The organism is Arthrobacter sp. B0316-1-20 (assembly GCF_059091865.1).
Genome location: NZ_JBNHHC010000015.1, coordinates 85,960 through 107,814, shown reverse-complemented (window position 1 = coordinate 107,814; position 21,855 = coordinate 85,960). Strand labels below are relative to the sequence as shown.

At 65.2% G+C, this 21,855-nt stretch carries 20 protein-coding genes; 14 read left to right on the top strand and 6 right to left on the bottom strand.

Annotation, left to right across the window (positions count from 1 at the left end; all coding sequences use genetic code 11):
* Positions 1–188 precede the first annotated feature (188 nt).
* The 3 genes from AC5RW2_RS23440 (at position 189) to AC5RW2_RS23430 (ending at position 4,244) form a co-directional block, all read left to right on the top strand.
* Entirely contained in the window at positions 189–2,267 is a 2,079-nt protein-coding gene (locus tag AC5RW2_RS23440) for a chloride channel protein (protein WP_493961944.1), read from the top strand.
* A 44-nt stretch (positions 2,268–2,311) separates the two neighbouring features.
* A complete protein-coding gene (gene gad, locus AC5RW2_RS23435) occupies positions 2,312–3,691 on the top strand; it encodes a glutamate decarboxylase (RefSeq protein ID WP_493961945.1) in 1,380 nt (459 codons plus the stop codon).
* 88 nt (positions 3,692–3,779) lie between these two features.
* Complete coding sequence (locus AC5RW2_RS23430) at positions 3,780–4,244, top strand: DUF8821 family protein (RefSeq protein WP_493961946.1); 465 nt, start codon at positions 3,780–3,782, stop codon at positions 4,242–4,244.
* Here AC5RW2_RS23430 and AC5RW2_RS23425 read toward each other — a convergent pair whose 3' ends face one another.
* The gene (locus AC5RW2_RS23425) at positions 4,245–4,589 is read right to left on the bottom strand and encodes a hypothetical protein (RefSeq protein ID WP_493961947.1); all 345 of its coding nucleotides are present in this window, start codon (positions 4,587–4,589) and stop codon (positions 4,245–4,247) included.
* 20 nt (positions 4,590–4,609) lie between these two features.
* Between AC5RW2_RS23425 and AC5RW2_RS23420 the strand changes: the two genes are divergently transcribed.
* From AC5RW2_RS23420 to AC5RW2_RS23410, 3 genes are all read left to right on the top strand, one after another.
* The gene (locus AC5RW2_RS23420) at positions 4,610–5,125 is read left to right on the top strand and encodes an acetate uptake transporter (RefSeq protein ID WP_493961948.1); all 516 of its coding nucleotides are present in this window, start codon (positions 4,610–4,612) and stop codon (positions 5,123–5,125) included.
* Positions 5,126–5,131: 6 nt separating this feature from the next.
* The gene (gene acs / locus AC5RW2_RS23415; protein WP_493961949.1) at positions 5,132–7,111 is read left to right on the top strand and encodes an acetate--CoA ligase; all 1,980 of its coding nucleotides are present in this window, start codon (positions 5,132–5,134) and stop codon (positions 7,109–7,111) included.
* Positions 7,112–7,281: 170 nt separating this feature from the next.
* On the top strand, positions 7,282–9,450 hold the full coding sequence (locus AC5RW2_RS23410; RefSeq protein WP_493961950.1) for an elongation factor G-like protein EF-G2: 2,169 nt from the start codon (positions 7,282–7,284) through the stop codon (positions 9,448–9,450).
* A gap of 20 nt (positions 9,451–9,470) precedes the next feature.
* Here AC5RW2_RS23410 and AC5RW2_RS23405 read toward each other — a convergent pair whose 3' ends face one another.
* A complete protein-coding gene (locus AC5RW2_RS23405; protein WP_493961951.1) occupies positions 9,471–9,923 on the bottom strand; it encodes an SRPBCC family protein in 453 nt (150 codons plus the stop codon).
* Positions 9,924–10,117: 194 nt separating this feature from the next.
* On the opposite strand from AC5RW2_RS23405, the gene AC5RW2_RS23400 reads away from it, so the two are divergent.
* Positions 10,118–10,558 (top strand): nuclear transport factor 2 family protein, encoded by a 441-nt coding sequence (locus AC5RW2_RS23400; RefSeq protein WP_493961952.1) that lies wholly within the window; start codon positions 10,118–10,120, stop codon positions 10,556–10,558.
* A 26-nt stretch (positions 10,559–10,584) separates the two neighbouring features.
* Here AC5RW2_RS23400 and AC5RW2_RS23395 read toward each other — a convergent pair whose 3' ends face one another.
* Positions 10,585–11,250: an alpha/beta hydrolase family protein gene (locus AC5RW2_RS23395; RefSeq protein ID WP_493961953.1), complete on the bottom strand. Its 666-nt coding sequence runs from the start codon at positions 11,248–11,250 to the stop codon at positions 10,585–10,587.
* Positions 11,251–11,301: 51 nt separating this feature from the next.
* Here AC5RW2_RS23395 and ligD point away from each other — a divergent pair, with 51 nt between their 5' ends.
* The gene (gene ligD / locus AC5RW2_RS23390; RefSeq protein WP_493961954.1) at positions 11,302–12,324 is read left to right on the top strand and encodes a non-homologous end-joining DNA ligase; all 1,023 of its coding nucleotides are present in this window, start codon (positions 11,302–11,304) and stop codon (positions 12,322–12,324) included.
* Positions 12,325–12,341: 17 nt separating this feature from the next.
* On the opposite strand, the gene AC5RW2_RS23385 is transcribed toward ligD, so the two are convergent.
* Together AC5RW2_RS23385 and AC5RW2_RS23380 are read right to left on the bottom strand one after the other, a co-directional pair.
* Positions 12,342–12,962 (bottom strand): L-threonylcarbamoyladenylate synthase, encoded by a 621-nt coding sequence (locus tag AC5RW2_RS23385; protein WP_493961955.1) that lies wholly within the window; start codon positions 12,960–12,962, stop codon positions 12,342–12,344.
* Positions 12,963–13,074: 112 nt separating this feature from the next.
* Positions 13,075–13,434 (bottom strand): nuclear transport factor 2 family protein, encoded by a 360-nt coding sequence (locus AC5RW2_RS23380; protein WP_493961956.1) that lies wholly within the window; start codon positions 13,432–13,434, stop codon positions 13,075–13,077.
* A gap of 304 nt (positions 13,435–13,738) precedes the next feature.
* Here AC5RW2_RS23380 and AC5RW2_RS23375 point away from each other — a divergent pair, with 304 nt between their 5' ends.
* The 4 genes from AC5RW2_RS23375 to AC5RW2_RS23360 all read left to right on the top strand — a co-directional run bounded on the left by AC5RW2_RS23375 (position 13,739) and on the right by AC5RW2_RS23360 (position 16,901).
* Entirely contained in the window at positions 13,739–15,013 is a 1,275-nt protein-coding gene (locus AC5RW2_RS23375; RefSeq protein WP_493961957.1) for an inorganic phosphate transporter, read from the top strand.
* Complete coding sequence (locus AC5RW2_RS23370) at positions 15,010–15,234, top strand: hypothetical protein (RefSeq protein ID WP_493961958.1); 225 nt, start codon at positions 15,010–15,012, stop codon at positions 15,232–15,234. Before AC5RW2_RS23375 ends, AC5RW2_RS23370 begins: the two co-directional genes overlap by 4 nt.
* 27 nt (positions 15,235–15,261) lie before the next feature.
* Positions 15,262–15,813 carry a dihydrofolate reductase family protein gene (locus tag AC5RW2_RS23365; protein WP_493961959.1) on the top strand — a complete coding sequence of 184 codons (552 nt, stop codon included), beginning with the start codon at positions 15,262–15,264 and terminating at the stop codon, positions 15,811–15,813.
* 98 nt (positions 15,814–15,911) lie between these two features.
* Complete coding sequence (locus tag AC5RW2_RS23360) at positions 15,912–16,901, top strand: alkaline phosphatase family protein (protein WP_493961960.1); 990 nt, start codon at positions 15,912–15,914, stop codon at positions 16,899–16,901.
* 106 nt (positions 16,902–17,007) lie between these two features.
* Here the strand turns inward: AC5RW2_RS23360 and AC5RW2_RS23355 are convergent, their stop codons facing one another.
* A complete protein-coding gene (locus AC5RW2_RS23355; RefSeq protein WP_493961961.1) occupies positions 17,008–17,505 on the bottom strand; it encodes a hotdog fold thioesterase in 498 nt (165 codons plus the stop codon).
* Here AC5RW2_RS23355 and polA point away from each other — a divergent pair.
* Both polA and AC5RW2_RS23345 read left to right on the top strand, forming a co-directional pair.
* Complete coding sequence (gene polA, locus AC5RW2_RS23350; RefSeq protein WP_493961962.1) at positions 17,504–20,278, top strand: DNA polymerase I; 2,775 nt, start codon at positions 17,504–17,506, stop codon at positions 20,276–20,278. The genes AC5RW2_RS23355 and polA overlap by 2 nt on opposite strands.
* Before the next feature lie 247 nt (positions 20,279–20,525).
* Entirely contained in the window at positions 20,526–21,836 is a 1,311-nt protein-coding gene (locus AC5RW2_RS23345; protein WP_493961963.1) for a GNAT family N-acetyltransferase, read from the top strand.
* The last annotated feature ends 19 nt before the right edge of the window (positions 21,837–21,855 follow it).

Sequence of the window (21,855 nt, the reverse complement as noted above, 5' to 3'; positions counted from 1 at the left end):
AGATCTGACGAACGGCTCCTGTGGTTTGGCTGACGGCCAGCGGAAGGAGAAGTGATGCCCAACTGTTCCTGCCGGAACATTGAAACCGATCCCTCAGTCTTGCGCGCTCCTGTTTGCGATTCGCCCCGATCCCGAGGGAGGACGCTCAGGGTGATCCGGATCGTCCCTGACGCGCCGGGATGTCGGGCATGAGCGAGCCTGCCGCGTCGCCGCCCGGTCTGGACCCGATGGTCGTGATTCGTTCCAGGCCGTATATTGCTGCGCTCGTGCTGGCAGCGGTGCTGGGCGTTCCCATCTCGATCATTGCGTACGGTTTTCTCGCTGTGGTCGCGGCAATCCAGCGGTTCCTCTTTGCCGGGCTGCCGAATCAGGTCTTCGGGGGGCCGGCTCCTGCATGGTGGCCGGTTCCGTGGCTGGTGTCGTGTGGGCTGTTGACGGCCTTGACCATCCGGCATCTGCCGGGAACCGGAGGCCACTCGCCGGCCTTCGGATTCACAACGGGCGGCGGCCCAGCCAGCGGTCGGGAGCTCGTGGGCATCGTTCTAGCAGCGCTGACCACGCTCAGCCTGGGTGCGGTTCTCGGGCCCGAGGCGCCGTTGATTGCGATCGGTGGCGGCCTCGGGGCGTTGGCGGTGCATCTGGTGAAGAAGGACGCTCCGCCGATGGCCCCGACGATTATGGCCTCGGCTGGCAGCTTCGCAGCGATCAGTACCCTGCTCGGGTCTCCGGTGCTCGGTGCCTTTCTGATCATGGAGATCGCCGGGATCGGGGGAATGACGCTGAGTCTGGTGGCACTGCCCGGACTTCTCGCCTCTGGTGTCGGGGCACTGGTGTTCGTCGGCTTAAACGGCTGGACCGGGTTGGGCAGCTTCTCGCTGGCGCTGCCCGTGGTGCCGCCCGCGGTGCCGCCTACCTTGGCGACGTTGGGCTGGGCGGTGGTCATGGGCGGATTCGGCGCGCTGTTGGGATGGTTGATCCGCTGGGTCGCGCTGTCGCTTCGTCCGGTCGTGCATCTGAACCGGGTGTTGGTGACGTCTGCGCTCGGCTTGCTGATCGGCCTGACCGCGATGGCTTACCAGTTGATCTCCGGGCAAAGCTTCACACAGGTGTTGTTCTCGGGGCAGAGCGCACTTCCAGGGCTGGTTGAGCACGCCGCGGACTACTCCCTTGCTGTGCTGATCCTGTTGATCGTTAGTAAGACTTTGGTCTACGCGCTCTCGCTGAGCGCGTTTCGCGGCGGGCCGGTGTTCCCCTCGATGTTCATCGGTGCGGCGCTTGGCATTGCCGCCAGCGGGTTGCCCGGAATGAATCTGGCGGCAGGAATCGGCATGGGCATCGGAGCCACCTGCGCTGCCATGCTACGACTGCCGTTGACATCGACGCTGCTGGCCACGCTGCTGCTGGGAGTGGACGGTGTGGCCGTAACACCCCAGGTGGTGGTGGCTGTGGCGGTGGCCTTCGTGATCACCAATGTGCTCCCGGCTCCGGGTCCGGTTGAGGTGGTGCCGCTTGCCCCTGACGCTGTCGCTAGCGTCCACGACCGAGCTTCTTCGACGGCCAACCACGCGTCCGGGACCTTAAACGCGGGCCGTTCGACCGTCCCGGACCGGTGGATTGCCTGGTTGTTCATCATTGGCTCGAGCCTGTTCACCTTGGGAGCGGTGCCGGCATACGCTTCGGCCGTGGGATTGCACGTGGGCGCAGCCACGTTCTTCGTCGGTTCGGTGTTCTTCACCTGCGCCGCGTTCCTGCAGTACCGCTCAGCCGTTGCAGGGCTCCCGGCTGTGGGCGCCAAACGGCGCCGTTCATTGTGGGTATGGGCGCCGCGGAATCTCGGCTGGCTCGCCGCCGTGGTTCAACTCGCAGGCACGCTGTGGTTCAACTGGAGTACGGGAAACGCCCTGTGGGTCAACCTCAGTGCGGAGCTGACCGACCAACGGGTGTGGCGACCCGACGCACTGGGTTCAGCCGCCTTCCTCGTGGCAAGCGGCGTGGCCTTGCGGGATGCCAGTCGCGGCGCGCTCGCAGGAGGGCCCAGACCCCGGGCCTGGAAAATCGGCGTGATCAACCTGGCCGGCTCCGTTGCGTTCGGCATCTCGGCGGCCGCGGCGTACGTCATACCGTCGAGCGGCGATCTCTGGAACGCCGAGCTGTCTAACCTCGGCACACTCGTGGGAGCCCTATGCTTCCTCAGCGGCGCGATTCTGATGCTAAATCCGGAATCCAGCGACGCTTCGGTTCCCGCAGACCGGGGGACTCGTCCGTAACTCCATTTTCAACATCTCTATTCAACATCTCTAAAGGAGAAGTGATGTCAAACAACTACGAGCCCACGGATGCCGACGCGTCGCTGTTCGGCAATCGATTCGTTACTCAGGAGGTTCCGAGCCGAGAGTTCCCGGAAACCGGCATTCCTGCACAGGACGCCTTGCGGCTTGTTGCGGAGGACCTGGCGCTGGAGGGTGATCCGGCCCGGAACCTGGCGACCTTCGTTACGACATGGATGGAACCGCAGGCCCAGCAGATCATCGCCGAGAACCTGCACCGCAATTTCATCGACCACGCCGAATATCCTCGCACTGCAGAGATTGAGCAGCGCTGCATCCGGATGCTCGCCGACCTCTTCCACGCGCCGGGGGAGACGACGGGAGCCCGCACCCAGGGATCGTCGGAGGCGATTATGCTCGGCGGTTTGTCCCTGAAGTGGAACTGGCGCAAGCGACGGGAGGCCGCAAGCGCGTCGACGTCGAGCCCGAATTTGGTGTTCGGCGGAGACGTGCACGTCGTGTGGGAGAAGTTCTGCCGCTACTTCGACGTTGAGCCGCGGATCGTGCCGCTGCAGCGGGGGAAGTACACGATTGGTCCGGACGACGTGGAGGCCCACGTCGATGAGAACACCATCGGTGTCGCAGCCGTGCTGGGTACGACGTTCACGGGGCACAAGGACGATATCGTCGGCATCAACGACCTGCTGTTACGGATCAAGCAGGAGCGGGGCCTTGATGTGCCGCTGCACGTGGACGGTGCCAGCGGGGGATTCGTCTGGCCCTTCCTCTATCCGGATTCCGAGTGGGACTTCCGGCTTGAGCAGGTCCGCTCGATCAATGTCTCCGGGCACAAGTTCGGACTGGTTTATCCTGGCATCGGCTGGCTGATCTTCCGGGAGAAGGCCGATCTGGCGAAAGACCTCGTCTTCGAGGAGAACTACCTCGGCAAGACGGACTCGACCTTCACCCTGAACTTCTCCACCGGCTCGTCGATGGTTCTTGCCCAGTACTACAACTTCGTACGCTACGGTCGCGCCGGTTACACCTACATCATGCGGAACATGCAGGCCAACGCCCGGGTCCTGGCCGAGAAGTTGGACGCCATGGGCCGGTTCGAAATCATCGGGCGCGACGCGGAGCAACTGCCGCTGGTCGCGTTTCGGCTAGCCGAAGACACCGGGTACGACGAGTTCGATATTGCCTGGCAGCTCGCGGCCGAGCGCGGCTGGATGGTGCCGGCGTACACCATGCCGCCAAACGCCCAAGACGTGACGATCATGCGGGCACTGGTCAAGGAAACGCTGAGCCGCGAGCATGTCGACACGCTAGCCCGCGACATTGAAGAGGCGTGCTCCACCCTGGCGGAGAAGGGCGGCGCGCACGAAGCCGAACGCAACAAGATCGTCATCGGACCTGGCCATTGACCCAGCGCAGGCGTGGCACCCGGCCCTTGGAGTAGTGTGGATCAACCGCCGGACGTTCGTTGGTCCGACACATCTCTCAGGGGGAGCCGTGCCGTACATTGTCGACTTCAAGGACGTTTCTACTGTCGGCCTGGAATCGTCTCCAGTCGCCGAGGCGCTTGCAGGATTACGTGCCAACGAGGCCCGCTACTACCGCAACAAGTACGACCACGTCTTCACCGTCAGCCCTGCAGACGAAGCCCCGGAGGTGATTGACCGGGTCAGCCGCATCCTCAAGGAGGAGCGCGACATCGCCATCGCCTCCCGCGCCCTCGAAGCAACAGCCTTCGAAGTCGACGGTTTGCGGATGGATTACGTGTTCTACGAGTCGGGGCTGTCGATCAACGTCATGTACAGCATCGAGGAAGGCGGAAAGCGCGCCGTCGGATTCAAGCTGGCGGAAGGCATGGAGATTCCAGAGGAACTGGCAGCACGTTTCAAGTTCGCCCGGCAGAAATCCAAGCTGGCAGGCGTCATCCGCGGCTCCTACTTTGTGATCAAGGGCGAATACTGATTAGCTGACGTTCGCGTTCTCGACGACGATGGCGACGGCGATGCGACGGCGGGCGCGAGGATCCCACGAACCGGCATGGAGCCCTTGATTGTGGCTTTCATCACTATCTCCTGTGAGGTGAACCACAACTTGCTCGATATTGAGCTTGCATGTTTGGGTGTAGCCTGATATAAGCACCAAGGTAGTGCTGACCAAGGAGTCGAACCATGAGTATCGAATCAAGCTCCGCGGCGGGAACCGCCCCGACTGGAAGTGGTCGCAGGGCTGAAAATCCCCTACCAGCGCAAGGCAATGTTGCGTCACCTCAAGCGAACGCAGGCCCACTTTTTGCAGACCCGGCAGCATTGGGTCTGGGCGCTTTCGCAATGACCACGTTTGTCTTGAGCGTTATCAATGCCGGCATGATCCCCAGAGCGGACGAGCCGGTGGTCCTGGGACTGGCATTGTTCTACGGCGGTCTGGCACAGTTTGCCGCGGGAATCTGGGAATTTGCCAACCGCAACGTCTTCGGCGCCACAGCCTTTTGCTCATTCGGAGCCTTCTGGATGTCCTTCTGGTTCCTGAGCCAGTTCAGCGCTGGCAGCCTTCCGCCGGCAGAGGCCGGCAAAGCCGTCGGCCTGTACCTTCTGGCATGGGCAATCTTTACCGCCTACATGACCATCTCCGCGTGGCGGGTCAGCATGGGCGTCTTTGCCGTCTTCGTCTTCCTGACGCTGACCTTCATCGCGCTGTTCCTGGGCGCTTTCTCCGGGGCAGACGGGCTAACGGCGTTGGGCGGCTGGCTGGGCATCGTGACGGCGCTCATCGCCTGGTACTGCTCCTGCGCGGTGGTCGCGAACTCCACCTTCAAGCGGGCTGTGCTTCCGGTGGGACGACGGTGAGAGGCCATGGCCGCAGACCCAACAGAATCGGATGAGACCCTCGCAAACCTCTTGCACGAACAGCGGCGCTTTCCTCCAGAAGCGGGCTTTTCCGCCCAAGCCAACGCCACGTCGTCGGATTATGAAGAAGCCGACGACGACAGGTTGGCCTTTTGGGCGCGGCAGGCGGGACGGCTCGACTGGGCCCAAACCTGGCACGAGGTTCTGGACTGGACAAATCCGCCGTTCGCCAAATGGTTCGTCGGCGGCAAACTCAACGCCGCCTACAACTGCCTGGACCGGCATGTAACAGCAGGCCGCGGGGACAAGGTGGCCTACTATTTTGAAGGCGAAGCGGGGGACAGCCGCACGATCACGTATGCCCAGCTCACCGGCATGGTGTGCCAGGCAGCGAACACGCTGACCGATTTGGGCGTCCAATCCGGGGACCGGGTGGCCATCTACATGCCCATGATCCCGGAGACCGTCGTGGCGATGTTGGCCTGCGCGCGGATTGGTGCACCGCACACCGTGGTGTTCGGCGGGTTCTCCGCGGACGCCCTCCGGACGCGGATCCACGACTGCGATGCGCGGATTGTCATCACCTCCGACGGCGCCTACCGCCGCGGCAAGGCCAACGGGTTGAAGTCAGCCGTCGACGAGGCTCTGTTGGACTGCCCGGACGTGCGCAATGTCCTGGTGGTCCGGCGCACCGGCCAGGAGGTCGACTGGACACCGGGCCGCGACATGTGGTGGCACGAATCGGTGGAGCTGGCTTCCGCCGAGCACCGCGCCGAGGCGTTCGACGCCGAGCATCCGCTGTACGTGATGTACACCTCGGGCACCACCGGCAAGCCCAAGGGCATCCTGCACACCACCGGCGGCTACCTCACGGCGTGCGCCTACACGCACTGGGCGGTGTTCGACCTCAAGGCCGAGTCCGACATCTTCTGGACAGCCGCGGACATTGGCTGGGTTACCGGCCACAGCTACATCGTGTATGGGCCGCTGGCTAACGGTGCAACGTCGGTGCTCTACGAGGGCACACCGGACACGCCGCACCAGGGCCGCTGGTGGGAAATCATCGACAAGTACAAGGTCTCGATTCTTTACTGCGCTCCGACCGCCATCCGTACGTTCATGAAGTGGGGTGCCGACATACCGGCCAAGTACAGCCTCAACAGCCTGCGGGTGATCGGCACCGTGGGCGAACCGATCAACCCGGCTGCCTATATCTGGTACCGGGAGAACATCGGGCACAACCAGACGCCGGTGGTGGACACGTGGTGGCAGACCGAGACCGGGGCCATCATGATCAGCCCGCTCCCGGGGGTAACAGCAGGCAAGCCCGGCGCCGCCATGAAGCCACTGCCCGGGGTGGTGGCCGACGTGGTCAATGACGTGGGCACACCGGTTGGCAACGGCTCCGGCGGCTATCTGGTCCTGAAGGAACCTTGGCCCTCCATGTTGCGCACTATCTGGGGCGACAACGACCGGTACGTGGAGACATACTGGACACGGTTCCCGGGGCTCTACTTTGCCGGGGACGGTGCAAAGAAGGACGAGGACGGCGACATCTGGCTCCTTGGCCGCGTCGACGACGTGATGAACGTGGCAGGACACCGGCTTTCAACCACCGAAATCGAATCGGCGCTGGTCGCCCACCCTAAAGTCGCCGAAGCCGCCGTCGTCGGCGCCCTTGACGAGACCACCGGGCAAGCCATCGTTGCCTTCGTCATCCTGCGCAGCGAGGCGGGCGACGGCGGACCTGAGGTTGTGCAGGAGCTGCGGGACCATGTGGCCAAGGAAATCGGCAAGATTGCCCGGCCCCGGCAGGTCATGGTGGTAGCCGAGCTGCCGAAGACCCGTTCCGGCAAGATCATGCGCCGGCTCCTCAAAGACGTGGCGCAGGACAGGCCGATCGGGGATGTCACCACCTTGGCGGACTCCTCCGTGATGGAGTTGATCAAAGCCGGCATGCCGGGCGGTGCCGGCGGGATGCACTAGCACGGGATGCACTAGCCGGCGGTCACGGAAGCCTCGAAAGCGGCGCCCGGGGCCACCTGTTTGCACAGCGATGCGCTCCAACCCTTGCCGCTGTGCCCCTTCTTGGTGTCGAATCTGTTAACAGCACAAGAGTGCAGGGACGAGGCTGCCTACGACGCCAGGAGGCGCTCATGTCGGGGAAATCCGCCAACGGGGCCAAGGGATCGGGACGGAGCGCTGATCAGCGGCGGGAGGAGGCTTCTGCAACGGTCTCCCGGCCCGAGCAAATCCGCAACGTGGTGCTGGTAGGGCACTCCGGGGCCGGCAAGACGATGCTCGCAGAGGCCATGCTCCTGGCGACCGGCGCCACCAACCGCATGGGCTCCATCCTGGAGGGGACCACCGTCAGCGATTCGGATCCTTCGGAGATCCGCCAGCAGCGTTCCGTGGTGCTGTCCGTTCTCCCGTTCATGTACGACGACGTCAAGGTCAACCTCCTCGACACGCCGGGCTTCTCCGACTTCACGGGCGAACTGCGTGCCGGTCTCCGCGCTGCTGATGCGGCCCTGTTTGTGGTGTCCGCCGTCGAAGGCATCGATGCGGCAACCACCGCGCTGTGGGATGAATGCGCCAAGGTGGGGATGCCGAGGGCGGTGACCGTCAGCCGGCTGGACCACCCGCGGGCCAACTTCGAAGCCGCGCTGGCCAACTGCCGCCGTGCATTCGGCGAGTCGGTGCAACCGCTGTACCTGCCGGTGCGGAGCGGCGCGGACGTGACCGGATTGCACGGGCTGCTCTCCGGGACCGTGTCGGAGTACCCAGCCGGGGAACGTCAACCCGCCTTTCGCCCCGCGGAGGCCGGGGAACTGGCGGCTGCCGAGGGCGCCCGCAGCGCGCTGATCGAGGGCATCATCGCGGAGAGCGAGGACGAGTCGCTGATGGACCGCTATCTCGGCGGCGAAGACATTGGGCTTGACGTTCTCCTGTCCGACCTGGAGACCGCCGTCGCACGCGGTTCGTTCTACCCGGTGCTGGCCACCTCCTCGGAAACGGGGCTTGGCATCGCAGAGTTGTTGGAGATGCTCCAGCGGGCCTTTCCGTCCCCGCTGGAACGTCCGGCGCCGCAGGTGACGGGCCTTTACGGTTCACCCAGCCTCCCGCTGCGCTGTGATCCCAACGGCCCGCTCGCCGGCGAAATCGTCCGCACAAGCACAGACCCCTTCCTGGGCCGGGTATCCCTGGTACGGGTATTCTCAGGAACCTTGCGGGATGATTCGGCGATTCACGTCTCCGGGCATGGGCTCGCCGACCGAGGCCACGCGGACCATGACAGTGATGAACGAGTCACCCATCTGCACGCCCCGGTCGCCTCGACGTTGCGGTCGGTGTCCTCCTGCATCGCCGGCGACATCTGCGCGCTGACGAAGATCGGCGCCGCCGAGACCGGGGACACCGTATCCGGGCGCGAGCACCCGATGCTCATCCAACCGTGGGAGATGCCTGAACCCCTGTTGCCGGTGGCAGTGGAGCCTACGTCGCGCAATGATGAGGCCGCGTTGGCCAAAAGCCTGGCCAAGGTGGCTGCGGGTGATCCGACGCTGCGGGTGGAACGCAATGCGGAGACGCACCAGCTCATCCTGTGGTGCATGGGCGAATCCCACGCCGAGGTGGTGCTGGACCGGCTGCGCGGGCAGGGCGTGAATGTCCAGACAGTAGACGTGGTCACCCCGCTGCGGGAAACCTTCGCGGCAGCTGCCCCCGGGCACGGACGCTACGTCAAGCAATCCGGCGGTCACGGCCAGTTCGCCATCTGCGACATCGAGGTCGAACCGCTCCAGCAGGGCGCAGGGTTCGAGTTCGTGGACAAGATTGTCGGGGGAGTGATCCCCGGCCCGTATATCGCGGCCGTCGAGAAAGGTGTCCGGTCGCAGATGGAAAAGGGCGTCGCCGCCGGGTTCCCCGTCGTCGACATCCGGGTGACGCTGGTGGGCGGCAAGACCCACAGCGTCGATTCGTCCGACGCTGCCTTCCAGTCAGCCGGCGCTCTCGCCTTGCGCGAGGCCGCTGCGGCGGCGCGCATCCAGTTGCTAGAGCCGGTCTCCGCCGTGACGATCACGGTGCCCGACGACTACGTGGGGACGGTCATGAGCGACCTGTCCGCCCGCCGGGCCCGGCTCACCGGCTCGGACTCAGCGGACGGGGAGGGCACCGAAATCAGCGCCGAGGTTCCTGAACAGGAATTGCTCCGCTACGCCATCGAGCTTCGGGCGCTGACCGGCGGCACCGGGCGTTTCCGGCGCGCCTACCTGAGGCACGATCCGGTGCCATCAAGCGGGGTAGGCGAGAAGGCGCAACGCTAGGGTGCTGGCGCAGCGGTTCGTCAGGTTCCCGAGCGAATTACCTGCGCGAGCTTCCCGAGGGCGTCCGTCCAACCGGCCCGATGCAGGGCAAGCCGTTCTTCGGTTGCGAATTCGCCGTGGGAAAGCGCCATCCAGGTGAGGTCGCCCTGGGGCGCGAGCGAAAGCGTGACGATGGTTTCACGGTCATCGGGTGTGGGTTCCTCCCACCGGAAGGAGTAGACGAGGCGGCGGGGAGGGTCGATCTCGAGGAACACACCGGCAAGGTGGAACGGTTCGCCGTCGGGCGGCTGCATGGTCAGCCGGTACCTGCCGCCTGGTTGCGGGTCGAGCGTGGCCTCGGGCGTGCTGAAGCCTTCGGGGCCCCACCATTCAGCCAGCTCGGCCGGTTCGGTCAGCATGCGGAAGACGCGCTCGCAGGGTGCTTCCAGAAGGGTTTCCAACTCCAGCGTGTGTCCGCTGCTTCGCTCCGTCATCGGATCCTTCCTCAGGGGAATGCTGCGCGAGGGGACCGAGGGCATCGCGCCCTCTGCCTGCCCAGCCTAGTCCCGGGACAAGGGCCCGGCTAGGGAGGCTTGATGGACGCCCCTAGCCGCCCGGTGGGACCATGGCTGTACCGACGGCCCACCAGCGCCGACGGCTTGCGGCCGCGGCGGCAGCAGGAGGAATCATGTCTTCGTCCGGTCTGGATCCCATCGTCGAGCGGTACCATCACGCCCTGGATGAGTTTGTCCGTGGAAACCCTGATCTCCAGAAGGAGCTGTTCTCAAAACGCGATGACGTGACGCTCGCGAATCCGCTGGGCCCGCCTGGCCGCGGCACGGACCGGGTTGAGCAGACCATGGACCGGGCGGCTGCCTTGCTGCGGGAGGGCGAGCCTAACCGGTTCGAACGCGTGTCCGCGTACGCCGGTACAGACTTGGCCTACATGGTGGAAATCGAGCGGACCCGAGCGAAGGTCGACGGCTCCGAGGAGGCACTGCCGGTATCACTGCGGGTCACGACGGTCTTCCGGCTGGAGGACGGCCAGTGGAAAGTAGCCCACCGTCATGCCGATCCCATCACCTCCCCGCGGACCATCGACACCATCGTCGACCGGGACGAGTCCTAGCCGAACGGTGCGGTTGTTGTTGCAGCTCAGCGGTGTGAGCGTAGGAATTCCGCCACGGGCGCTGCCAAGGAGGCGCCGACGTCGTCCGCAGAACGCTTGAGGCCCTTCACGCTGAAGGAGTGGTCGCCGCCTTCCTGCCAGTTGAGAGCTGCGTTCGGCCCGATCCGCTCCACCACGGATTCGAGCAGCTCGCGGGTGGCGAAGGTGTCCCGGGTGCCCTGCAGGAAGAGCATCGGCAGCGTGAGGCCATACAGGTGCTCGTCGCGGAGCTTTTCCGCCTTCCCCGGCGGGTGCAGCGGATAGCCCAGGTAGACCAGGCCGGCTGCCGGCATGCCCTCGGCCACGGCCATCGACGCCATGCGCCCGCCGAAGGACTTCCCGGCAGCCCACAGCGGTTCGCCCTCGGAACGGGCAGCCGCCTCCTGCATGGCAGCACGCCAAGCCTCGATGGCAACCGGCGGGCGGTCAGGGAATTTCTTGCCGGCCTCCCGGTAGGGGAAGTTAAAGCGCAAGGTGGCCACGCCGTCGTCGTTCAAGGCGCGGGTGAAGCCCGACAGGAACGGATGGTCCATGCCGGCACCGGCGCCGTGGGCCACCACCACTGTTGCAACCGGAGCATCCGGCCGTGCGTAGACGCCGGAGACGGTGGCCTCGCCCACGTCGATAGACACATGTGCCTCGCTGACTTTCATGCTCCTATCATGCCCTCGCCAGAAGCGAGGTGTGTATGTTTAGGTGTTCCCATGGCCAGCGAACAAACAACGCTGACGGTCGATGGACCGCACGGTGAACGCGACGTACGGATCTCCAGTCCGAGCCGGGTGATGTGGCCCGAGCTCGGCATCACCAAACTGGATCTGGCGCGCTACATCGCGGAGGTGGGGGAGGCGTTCATCCGCGCCAACGGCGACCGCCCGGTCTCCCTGCAGCGGTTCTCAAACGGAATCGACGGCGAGCAGTTCTTCTCGAAGAATCCGCCCAAGGGCGCCCCCGACTTTGTGCGTTCGGTGATGGTGGTCTATCCGAGCGCGCGCTCGCACCCGCAATTGGTGCTTGATGAGCCTGCCGCAGCCGTCTGGGCGGTCCAGATGAACACCGTGGTGTTCCATCCGTGGCCTTCCCGGGCGGAGGACTCCGACAATCCCGACCAGCTGCGCATCGACCTCGATCCACAGCCCGGGACCTCCTTCGACGATGCCATCCCGGTGGCCATCGAGTTGAGGTCCGTGCTGGCCGAGGCCGGGCTTGAAGCGTTCATCAAAACGTCCGGAAACCGCGGGCTGCATATGTTCGCTCCGATCGAACCGACGCACGAATTCCTGGACGTTCGCCACGCCGTCATTGCCGCGGCGCGGGAAATCGAGCGGCGGATGCCAAAGCAGGTAACGACCTCCTGGTGGAAGGAAGAGCGGGGGGAGCGGATCTTCGTGGACTTCAACCAGGCCAACCGCGACCGGACCATGGCCGGTGCCTACAGCCCGCGAGCGCTGCCGCACGCCTCGGTCTCCTGCCCGATCGGCTGGGACGAACTGGAGACGGCGGACCCGAAGAACTTCACCATTGCCACGGTTCCGGACCGGTTGAAGTCAACCGGCGACCCGTGGGCGACAATGCACGATAACCCGGGCAAAATCGATGTCCTGCTGCAGTGGTGGGAGCGCGACCTCGCCTCCGGCCTGGGCGAGATGCCGTTCCCGCCGGACTATCCGAAGATGCCGGGCGAGCCGCCGCGGGTCCAGCCCAGCAGGGCGCGCAAGAAGGACTGACTGGCCTACCGGCCGGCCTACTCGAACGGGGACGGGTCGCCGGCGCCGTGGCGGACTACCTCGGCGGTGCCGGAGGAAAAGTCGACCACGGTGGACGGTTCGGAACCGCAGTCGCCGGCGTCCACGACGGCATCCACCACGTGGTCCAGGCGCTCCTTGATCTCCCAGCCTTCGGTCATCGGTTCGTCCTCGTCCGGCAGCAGCAGCGTGCTGGAAAGCAGCGGTTCGCCCAGTTCCGTCAGGATCGCCTGGACGACGTTGTTGGCAGGAATCCGGACACCGACCGTCTTTTTCTTCGGGTGCAGCAACCGGCGCGGAACTTCCTTGGTGGCCGGCAGGATGAAGGTGTAGCTGCCCGGAGTGGCGGCCTTGATGCTGCGGAAAACCGTGTTGTCGATGAGCACGAACTGGCCCAGTTGGGCAAAGTCCTTGCAGACCAGGGTGAAGTGGTGCTTGCCATCGAGTTGGCGGATGGTCCGGATCCGGTCCAAGGCGTCCCGGTTACCCAACTGCGCGCCGAACGCATAACAGGAATCGGTGGGGTACACGATCAAGGCGTCGGACCGGACAAGGTCCACAATCTGGCCGATCGACCGCGGCTGGGGGTTCTGGGGGTGGACGTCGAAGTATCTCGCCATCCCCTGAGCTTACGACGATGGGCGTTGGTTGATCCACGAGCCGATCCATGAGCCGATCCACGAGCCGCTGATCCGGGTGGCCCACGCGTGGCGGGCTCGGCCGCACCCGCTCTCAGGAAGCGTTCGACTGGTCCATCCACCACTCCGTGAAATGCGTCGCTTGGCCTTCGCCGTCGAGGCGGATCACCCACAAATTGCTGTACGTAGGCCCGTCCCTATACACCGTCGTTCCCTCCACCACGGAAACGCCGTCAGCCACCGCGACTTCGCGCCACTCGAACGTCGCGGCGGCGGGTTCATCCTTGCGTGCCAGCCACTCCCGGACAATGTTGTCCCGGCCGCGCCACGGCGCTGTCCACGGATCGGGCCGGTACTCGGCGTCCCTGGTGAACAAGGCACCGATCTGGTCCGGATCATTGGTCTCCCACGCCTGCCGGTAGCCTGTGATCCACGCCGCAGTTTTCGCATCCATCCCACCGTTGTACAGCGGCGCTCCGAGGCGGGCAAGCCCAGCTTTTCCGCGGCGCAAGCCCAGCCTTTCCGCGGCGCAAGCCCAGCTTTTCCGCGGCACGTGGCCGACTTTCCCGCGGCGCGTGGCCCGCTTTCCCGCGGCGCGCAGGCCAGCTTACCCGCGGGGGCGCACGCGTCGGACCCGGCCCGGTTTGCGCGGACCCGGCGGCACTCTACAATCGGAAGGCAGTTTGCCGAAAGGATGCTTTCACAACCCCGGCCCGGCGAACTCACGATGAATTCTTCCAACAAGATTGGGTAACTAGGTGGATCTCACCTTCATAGTCGCGCTCGTCGTCGTGCTGGCGCTGTTCTTCGATTTCACCAACGGCTTCCACGACACAGCGAATGCGATGGCGACGCCGATTGCCACCGGGGCCATCAAACCCAAGACCGCCGTGGCACTGGCAGCCGTGTTGAACCTCGTGGGTGCCTTCCTCTCCACCGAAGTGGCCAAGACCGTTTCGGGCGGACTCATCCGCGAGGGCGAGGGTGGCATCCAGATCACACCGCTGATGATTTTTGCCGGACTGATCGGTGCGATCGTGTGGAACATGATCACGTGGCTGCTGGGCCTGCCGTCCAGTTCCTCGCATGCCCTCTTCGGCGGGCTGATCGGTGCCGCCATCGTCGGCGCCGGCTTCCAAGCGGTGGACTACGGCGTGGTCATGTCCAAGGTGCTGCTGCCGGCCATCCTGGCCCCCTTGATTGCCGGAACGGTGGCGTATTTGGCGACAAAACTGGCCTACTGGATCACCAAACGGGACGAGAGCGCCTCCAGCCCCAAACGCGGCGGATTCCGCTACGGCCAAATCTTCTCCTCCTCGCTGGTGGCCCTGGCGCACGGCACCAACGACGCGCAGAAGACCATGGGCGTCATCACGCTGGTGCTGATCGCGGGCGGTTTCCAAGCGGCGGGCACCGGTCCGGAGTTCTGGGTCATCCTGTCCTGTGCGCTGGCCATCGCCATCGGCACCTACTCCGGCGGTTGGCGGATCATCCGCACCATGGGGTCCGGCCTGACCGAGGTCAAGCCGGCCCAAGGCTTCGCCGCGGAGTCCTCCACGGCGTCGGCCATCCTGGCCTCGTCCCACCTGGGCTTCGCGCTGTCAACCACCCAGGTTGCCTCCGGTTCGGTCATCGGGTCCGGGCTGGGCCGCAAGGGAGCAAGGGTGCGCTGGGACACTGCCGGGCGCATTGGCATCGGCTGGCTGCTGACCCTGCCCGCGGCCGGCGGCATTGGCGCCCTGGCCGCGTTCATCGCCCATCTGGGCATCGTCGGCGTGGTGATCGACGCCGTGGCCGGTGCGGCGGTGATCGGCCTGATGTACTTCATCTCCAAGCGCAACAAGATCGGTCATGACAACGCCATCAGCGACGTGGACCAAGCCGGTGAAATCGTCAGGATCAAACGCAAGAAGAAACGCAAAGCCACAGCCAAGAAACGCGCCCGGCAAGCGGCGGCGCCCACTGCACCGGTCGCCGCCAAGACCGGGGCCACCAACTACCAAGACGGCACCGATGAAGGAGAGGCACGATGAACATTGACTGGATGGCATTCCTGATCGTCGCCGTCGCGACTCTCGTATCGGCTCTCCTCGTCGTCGGATCCTACGGCCTCGGCGTCCGCCTACTGGCCGTCGCCACGGATGCGACTGAGTCTCGCCGCCCGGCCTACCGCGGCCTGGCCTACCTGAGCTTCGCGGTAGCGGCTGTGGCTGTGGGCTACGGTATCTACCTGATCGTGCCCGCCTTCCACTAGTCCTTCCCGCTGGCTAGCATGGGCCCCATGGCCCGGACTATCTACTATGTCGGCAGCTCGGTGGACGGGTACATCGCCGACCGCAGCAACAAGCTTGACTGGCTGATGCAGTTCAACGACGCGACCGGCGTCCAGGACAGCATCGAGACGTTCATGCAGCGCGTCGGCGCCATCGTGATGGGCTCCGAGACCTACAAGTTCCTGTTGGCCGAGGGGCCCGGTTCGTGGGCTTACGGCTCAACACCCACCTGGGTTTTCACACACCACGAACTGCCTGGCATCCCGGGGGCGGACATCACGTTTGTGCGCGGCGACGTCACTATCTTCCATCCGAGCATCTGCGCCGACGCCGGGGAGAGAGATGTGTGGCTGATGGGCGGCGGCCAGCTTGCTGCGCAGTACGCGTCCGCCGGGCTCTTGGATGAACTGATTCTTACCCTGGTTCCGGTCGCGCTGGGCGGCGGCCAGCCGCTGTTACCCGTCTCCAGCACGACGGCGCCGGCCCGGCTTCGTGCCACCCGCGCCTTGGGCGACCTGGTGGAGATGCACTACGACCTCACACCGATAACGCTCCAGTGACGCGACAGAATGAGGTTTGATCGCCGAACCCGGCTGAACATGACGGTCTTCTCGCGCCGATCCGCCATCCACGGGGGACATCAGCGCAGGATCCAAACATGACCGTTCGCCAGCCGCAGTTTCCGCCTAGCAAGACCAGGCCCTCCCCAGCCCTGGTGGCCGTGCTGCTGGCTGTGCTGGCCATCGGGGCCTGTGGCCTGGGGCCGCCGCGACCGGGCCCGAGCCCGGAGGCGCCGCAACCGGCGACCAGCCACAGCCAGCATGCGCGGCAAACCGAACCGGCGCCTAGTCGCCGCGGGGGACTGGACCATGTGGTGATCATTGTGGAGGAAAACAAGCCCGCAGCCGATGTGCTGGGCAGCGCTTCCGCACCCTTCATCAACCAGTTGGCGGCGGACTACGCGCTGGCGACCGACTATGCGGCAGTGGCGCACCCGAGCCTGCCCAATTACTTGGCGCTGACGGGCGGCACTACCGCTGGCATCACCAACGACTGTCTTCCGGCGCAGGGCAGCTGCCTGGCCCGCGGTGACAGTATTGTCGGGGAGATCGGGCAGTCGGGACGTACCTGGAAAGTATATGCCGAAGGCATGCCCGGCCCCTGTAGCGCGGAAAATTCGGGGCTCTACGCCGTGAAGCACAACCCCTTCATGTACTACCCCGGCCTCACCGCTGATGCAGCCGACTGCGCCGCACACATTGTCCCCTTCACCGAGTTGGCGCGCGACCTAACGACGGCCTCCACGTTGCCGGACTACGTCTTCATCAGCCCCAACCTCTGCCACGATATGCACAACTGCGCCATCGAAACCGGGGATGCGTGGCTGTCCCGGCAGGTGCCGAAGATCCTTTCCTCCCCGGCCTTCACGCAACAGCATTCTCTGCTGGTGATTACCTGGGACGAAGGCCGCGGCAGCCGCAACAACGTCGCGGCGATCTTCGCAGGATCCGCAGCCAAGAGGTCCTACCGGTCGAATGCTGAGTACAGCCACTATTCCTTGCTGCACACCATCGAAGACGCGTGGAACCTGCAGCCGCTCACCGAGAACGACAGGAACGCCCCGGTCATGAACGAACTGCTGCGGTAGGGCGTGCCGCCGCGACTCGACGAGGTCATTTACGAAGTGCTGGGTGGTCCTTCGACTCGCGTACGTTGAATGCCGCACGGTCCAGGCCGCTGCGAAAGGTGCAGCGTCAGCGGTTGTCGCGAATCAAGTTGGTGATCCGCGCCGTGGAGAGGCGTCGTCCCTCGTCGTCGATCATCACCACTTCGTGCACTGTGAGCGATCGGCCCAGTTGGATCGCCGTCGCTGTTCCGGTCACCCGCCCGGAGGAGACAGAGCGGTGATGGCTGGCGCCAACCTCAATCCCGACGGCGTGGCGGCCCGGTCCCGCGTGCAGCGCTGCGGCGAAGGATCCCAGCGTTTCGGCCAGCACAACGTGGGCGCCGCCGTGCAGGATGCCCGCCACTTGGGTATTTCCCTCCACCGGCATGCTGGCGACGATGCGCTGCGGGGTCATTTCGCTGAAAACAATGCCCATCTTGACCACCAGCGAGCCAACGCCGGTATGCACGAGCCACCGGTGCAGGTGCTCCGGAACACCTGCGTCGACAAGTTCTGCGATCGTCGCCGCCGCGGAAGGCTGCACGTGTTCGGGCACACCGCCGTCGGGTGTGAATTTGTCGCTCATGGGAACTAGGCTGGCAGGTGTGAGTGAAACTAACAAACCGGACGCAGCGACAGCCACTTTGGACGCCGGCGGGGCTCCGCTGACCGGCGTGGAGGGCGAATCTTCCGGCCCTCACCGCCTGCTGCTGATCGATGGCCATTCCATGGCGTTCCGCGCCTTCTACGCCCTGCCCGTGGAAAACTTCTCCACGGATACCGGCCAGCACACGAACGCGGTTTACGGATTCACTTCCATGCTGATCAAGATGATCGAGCAGCGCGAACCCACCCACGTTGCGGTGGCCTTCGATCTGGACACCCCCACGTTCCGGACGCAGGAGTACGCCGAGTACAAGGGCGGCCGGAACAAGACACCGGAGGAATTCCACGGCCAAGTGGACCTGATCGTCAAGGTGATGGAGGCGATGCAGATTCCCACCGTCACCCTCGACGGTTACGAAGCCGATGACATCATCGCCACGCTCAGCACCCAGGCTGAAGAAGCTGGCTGGGAAGTGATGGTGGTTTCCGGCGACCGCGACGCCTTCCAGCTGATCACGGACAAGGTCACCGTGCTGTACCCAAAGAAGGGCATCAGCGACATTCCGCCGATGGACAGCGCCGCGGTGGAGTCCAAGTACTTCGTCCGGCCGGAGCGGTATTCCGACCTGGCCGCCCTGGTCGGTGAAACGGCTGATAACCTGCCGGGCGTTCCGGGCGTGGGCCCCAAAACCGCGGCCAAGTGGATCAATCTGTACGGCGGGGTGGACGGCATCCTGGAGAATTTGGATTCCATCGGCGGCAAGGTCGGCGAATCCCTGCGCGCCAACGTCGACTCGGTCAAGCGCAACCGGCGGCTCAACCACTTGCTGCGGGATCTGGAACTGCCGGTGGAGCTGGAGAACATGGTGCTGCAGCACCCGGATCGCGCCGCCATCGAGGAACTCTTCGACGCGCTGCAGTTCAACACCCTGCGCAAGCGCCTCTTCGACCTCTTCGGCGAGGAAGACGCCGTGCGCGAGACGGAGGTCAACGCCCCCGCGCATCAGGTGGTTTCCGACGCAGCTGCGCTCAAGGAGTGGCTGGCGGAGAGCAACCAGCTGAACGTCGCCTTGCAGTTGGTGGTGGAAACTGCGGAAGGCGGGGACGACGCCGTCGGGCTGGCTTTGGTGGCGCACGCACGGGCGGCTTATGTGCCGCTGGCATCGCTGGACGCCGAGGCCGAGCAGCTGCTGGCGCATTGGCTGTCCGATCTGGACGCGCCCAAGATCATCCATGACTTCAAGTACGCCTACAAGATTCTCTCGCGGCGCGGATTCGAGCTGCTGGGGGTGGTGGACGACACTGCCATTTCGGCCTATCTGATCCAGCCCGACCGCCGCAGCTACGAACTCGCTGACCTGGCCCAGTACCACTTGAAGATGTCCGTGGCGGCCCCCGAAACAGCCGCGAGCGGACAGCTTGAGCTTGGCTTGAGTGAGGATGACAAGGCCGGCCCCGCCGTGGTCCAGGCGTTCGCGGCGCTGCAATTGAGCGAGCATTTCGCCGGGCAGCTGGTCGAGCGCGGCGCCAACCAGCTGATGGGCGGGCTTGACCTGCCGCTGTCGCTGGTGCTGGCACGAATGGAACTGGCCGGCATTGCCATGGACACCGACGCACTGGACCGGCTGATGGACGACTTCACGGTCACCATCGACGCCGCCAGTTCGGCAGCCTTCGATATCATCGGCAAGGAAATCAATCTGGGCTCGCCCAAGCAACTGCAGGCCGTGCTGTTCGAGGACCTGGGCCTGCCGAAGACCAAGAAGATCAAGACCGGCTATTCGACCGACGCCGACGCGCTCAACGACCTGTTCGCCAAGACCGGCAACGAGTTCCTGGTGCAACTGCTGGCCTACCGCGATGCCACCAAGCTCCGGCAGACGGTGGAAGGCCTGCGCAAAACCGTGGCGGACGATGGGCGCATCCACACCACCTATGCCCAGACGGTGGCCGCCACCGGGCGGCTCTCCTCGATCAACCCCAACCTGCAGAACATCCCGGTCCGTTCGGAAGCGGGCCGACGCATCCGGGAAGCGTTCGTCGTCGGCGAGGGCTACGAAACGCTGCTGACCGCAGACTACTCGCAGATCGAAATGCGGATCATGGCGCACCTGTCCGGAGACGAAGGCCTGATCGAGGCATTCCGCTCCGGCGAGGACCTGCACCGGTTTGTCGGTGCGCACATCTTCGGGGTTGCGCCGGAGGACGTGACCAGCGAGATGCGCGCCAAGGTCAAGGCGATGTCCTACGGGCTGGTGTACGGGCTGAGTTCGTTCGGGCTGTCCAAGCAGCTGAACATCTCCGTGGACGAGGCGCGGACGCTGATGAAGGATTACTTCGCCCGGTTCGGCGCCGTCCGCGACTACCTCCGCGGCGTCGTGGACCAGGCCAGGGTTGACGGGTTCACATCCACTATCGAAGGCCGGCGCCGGTACCTGCCGGATCTGGCCAGCGACAACCGGCAATTGCGGGAAATGGCGGAGCGCATGGCCCTGAACGCGCCGATCCAGGGGTCCGCCGCGGACATTATCAAGAAGGCGATGCTCGGCGTCTCCGAGGAACTGCTCAGCCAGGGGCTGAAGTCCCGGATGCTGCTGCAGGTCCACGACGAACTAGTACTGGAAGTAGCACCGGGGGAGCGCGAGCAGGTGGAGCAGTTGGTGCGGGCCCAGATGGGCGGTGCAGCAGACTTGTCCGTGCCGCTGGATGTTTCGGTGGGCGTGGGCGCCAACTGGCAGGAAGCCGGCCACTAGCGGGTCGCCGGCGTCTTTGTTGACCATCGACTGGCGGGAAGTTGCAGCGACACGCCAAGGCGCGCTGCAACTTTTCTCCACTCGATGATCAGTGGCCGGGTCCGCTGCTCATCCATCGGCCTCGTTCACGTAACTAGTAGCGTTGAATGATCCGGCACCCGCCCAGTCTCGCACCTGGGCACGCGGCGTTGCCTGGCCGGGACCTGCTCTGGCGGACCGGGGGGAGGTGCGGCTAGGCTCACAAACCGTGACCACCCACACGCAGGACACCCGCCAGGACCTCCGCATCGACCGGTTTGCCGCCGGACTCGACGGAGAAAAACCCGATGCCAGGACTCTCGGCTGGTTCGAAGCGGTCGGTCTCGGCTTCCACGACAAAAAGCCGGATCCCACCGACGTTGCCGCGTACACCAAGGCCTACGAGGCCGACCGCCGGATCCTCTGGGGCGCCTACGATGAGGCGCCGCGCCCTGGTGCGTGGGACGCCCTGATTCCCGTCGCCACCTACGCCACCATGGTCAACACCCTTAATGTGGGCGGCGGGCGGCTGATGGACACGCACCTCATTACCGCGGTGACCGTCCGGCCAACCCACCGTCGCCGCGGCCTGCTGCGGCGGATGATGACCGACGACCTTAAAAAGGCAGCCGAGCAGGGGCTGGCGATGGCGGCACTGACGGCTTCCGAGGCCACCATCTACGGCCGGTTCGGTTTCGGCGCCGCGACGTTCACCCGCGAAGTGGAAATCGATGTCCGGGAGCGGTTCGGATTGCGCGCCCCGGCGACCGGAACGATGGAGCTGGCCGACCCGGCCTCGCTCCAGGCGCTGGCGCCGGAGCTGTTCAGGCGGTTCCACGCCCGCGTGGCTGGCTCCATCGGGCGCCAAGCCAGCTACGCCCTGCGCGTCTCCGGCCGCTGGAGCCAGGACAGTGTGTCGGAGGACAAGGCTCTGCGCACGGCAGTTCATTACGACGGCGACGGCCACCCGGACGGCTACGTCAGCTATCGCTTCGCCGGCTGGGAAAACAAGCCGTACACCGTGAAGGTGATGGATCTGGTCGCCGCCGGAGCGGATGCCTACTTGGAGCTGTGGCGCTATCTCGGATCACTGGACCTGGTGGAGCGGATCCAGTTCCCGCTCGGCCCGGAGCAGGATCCGCTGGCCTGGGGACTGACGGACAGCCGCGGTTATGAGGTGAAGTCGGTGGAGGACGTGTTGTGGCTGCGCGTGCTGGACCCGGTGACGGTGCTGCAGACCCGGCCGTACCTTCACGACGACACCTGCACGCTGCGGATCACCGATCCGTTGGACATCTGCGGCGGCGCTTACCGGCTCACCGTGAGGGACGGCCGCGGAACAGTCGACCGGCTGGCTGCGGACGCCGACGTCGACGCCGTCGTGCCGGTGGATACGCTTGGCTCCCTCTTTCTGGGCGGGGTCCGGGCCCGGACGCTGGCCGCGGCCGGGCATTTCTCCGGGGCGTCCGAGGACGCTGTTTCCCGGCTGGACCGCCTGTTCGCCACCGACACCGCGCCCTACTGCATCACGCATTTCTGACCCGGCGACGTGCCGACGG

Bases quoted from the DNA above. Each gene is read 5' to 3' on its own strand.
- AC5RW2_RS23440 (WP_493961944.1), top strand. From the start codon at position 189: ATGAGCGAGCCTGCCGCGTCGCCGCCCGGTCTGGACCCGATGGTCGTG.
- gad (WP_493961945.1), top strand. From the start codon at position 2,312: ATGTCAAACAACTACGAGCCCACGGATGCCGACGCGTCGCTGTTCGGC.
- AC5RW2_RS23425 (WP_493961947.1), bottom strand. From the start codon at position 4,589: ATGCTGCCGGGTCTGCAAAAAGTGGGCCTGCGTTCGCTTGAGGTGACG.
- AC5RW2_RS23420 (WP_493961948.1), top strand. From the start codon at position 4,610: ATGACCACGTTTGTCTTGAGCGTTATCAATGCCGGCATGATCCCCAGA.
- acs (WP_493961949.1), top strand. From the start codon at position 5,132: ATGGCCGCAGACCCAACAGAATCGGATGAGACCCTCGCAAACCTCTTG.
- AC5RW2_RS23410 (WP_493961950.1), top strand. From the start codon at position 7,282: ATGTCGGGGAAATCCGCCAACGGGGCCAAGGGATCGGGACGGAGCGCT.
- AC5RW2_RS23405 (WP_493961951.1), bottom strand. From the start codon at position 9,923: ATGACGGAGCGAAGCAGCGGACACACGCTGGAGTTGGAAACCCTTCTG.
- AC5RW2_RS23400 (WP_493961952.1), top strand. From the start codon at position 10,118: ATGTCTTCGTCCGGTCTGGATCCCATCGTCGAGCGGTACCATCACGCC.
- AC5RW2_RS23395 (WP_493961953.1), bottom strand. From the start codon at position 11,250: ATGAAAGTCAGCGAGGCACATGTGTCTATCGACGTGGGCGAGGCCACC.
- ligD (WP_493961954.1), top strand. From the start codon at position 11,302: ATGGCCAGCGAACAAACAACGCTGACGGTCGATGGACCGCACGGTGAA.
- AC5RW2_RS23385 (WP_493961955.1), bottom strand. From the start codon at position 12,962: ATGGCGAGATACTTCGACGTCCACCCCCAGAACCCCCAGCCGCGGTCG.
- AC5RW2_RS23380 (WP_493961956.1), bottom strand. From the start codon at position 13,434: ATGGATGCGAAAACTGCGGCGTGGATCACAGGCTACCGGCAGGCGTGG.
- AC5RW2_RS23370 (WP_493961958.1), top strand. From the start codon at position 15,010: ATGAACATTGACTGGATGGCATTCCTGATCGTCGCCGTCGCGACTCTC.
- AC5RW2_RS23365 (WP_493961959.1), top strand. From the start codon at position 15,262: ATGGCCCGGACTATCTACTATGTCGGCAGCTCGGTGGACGGGTACATC.
- AC5RW2_RS23360 (WP_493961960.1), top strand. From the start codon at position 15,912: ATGACCGTTCGCCAGCCGCAGTTTCCGCCTAGCAAGACCAGGCCCTCC.
- polA (WP_493961962.1), top strand. From the start codon at position 17,504: ATGGGAACTAGGCTGGCAGGTGTGAGTGAAACTAACAAACCGGACGCA.
- AC5RW2_RS23355 (WP_493961961.1), bottom strand. From the start codon at position 17,505: ATGAGCGACAAATTCACACCCGACGGCGGTGTGCCCGAACACGTGCAG.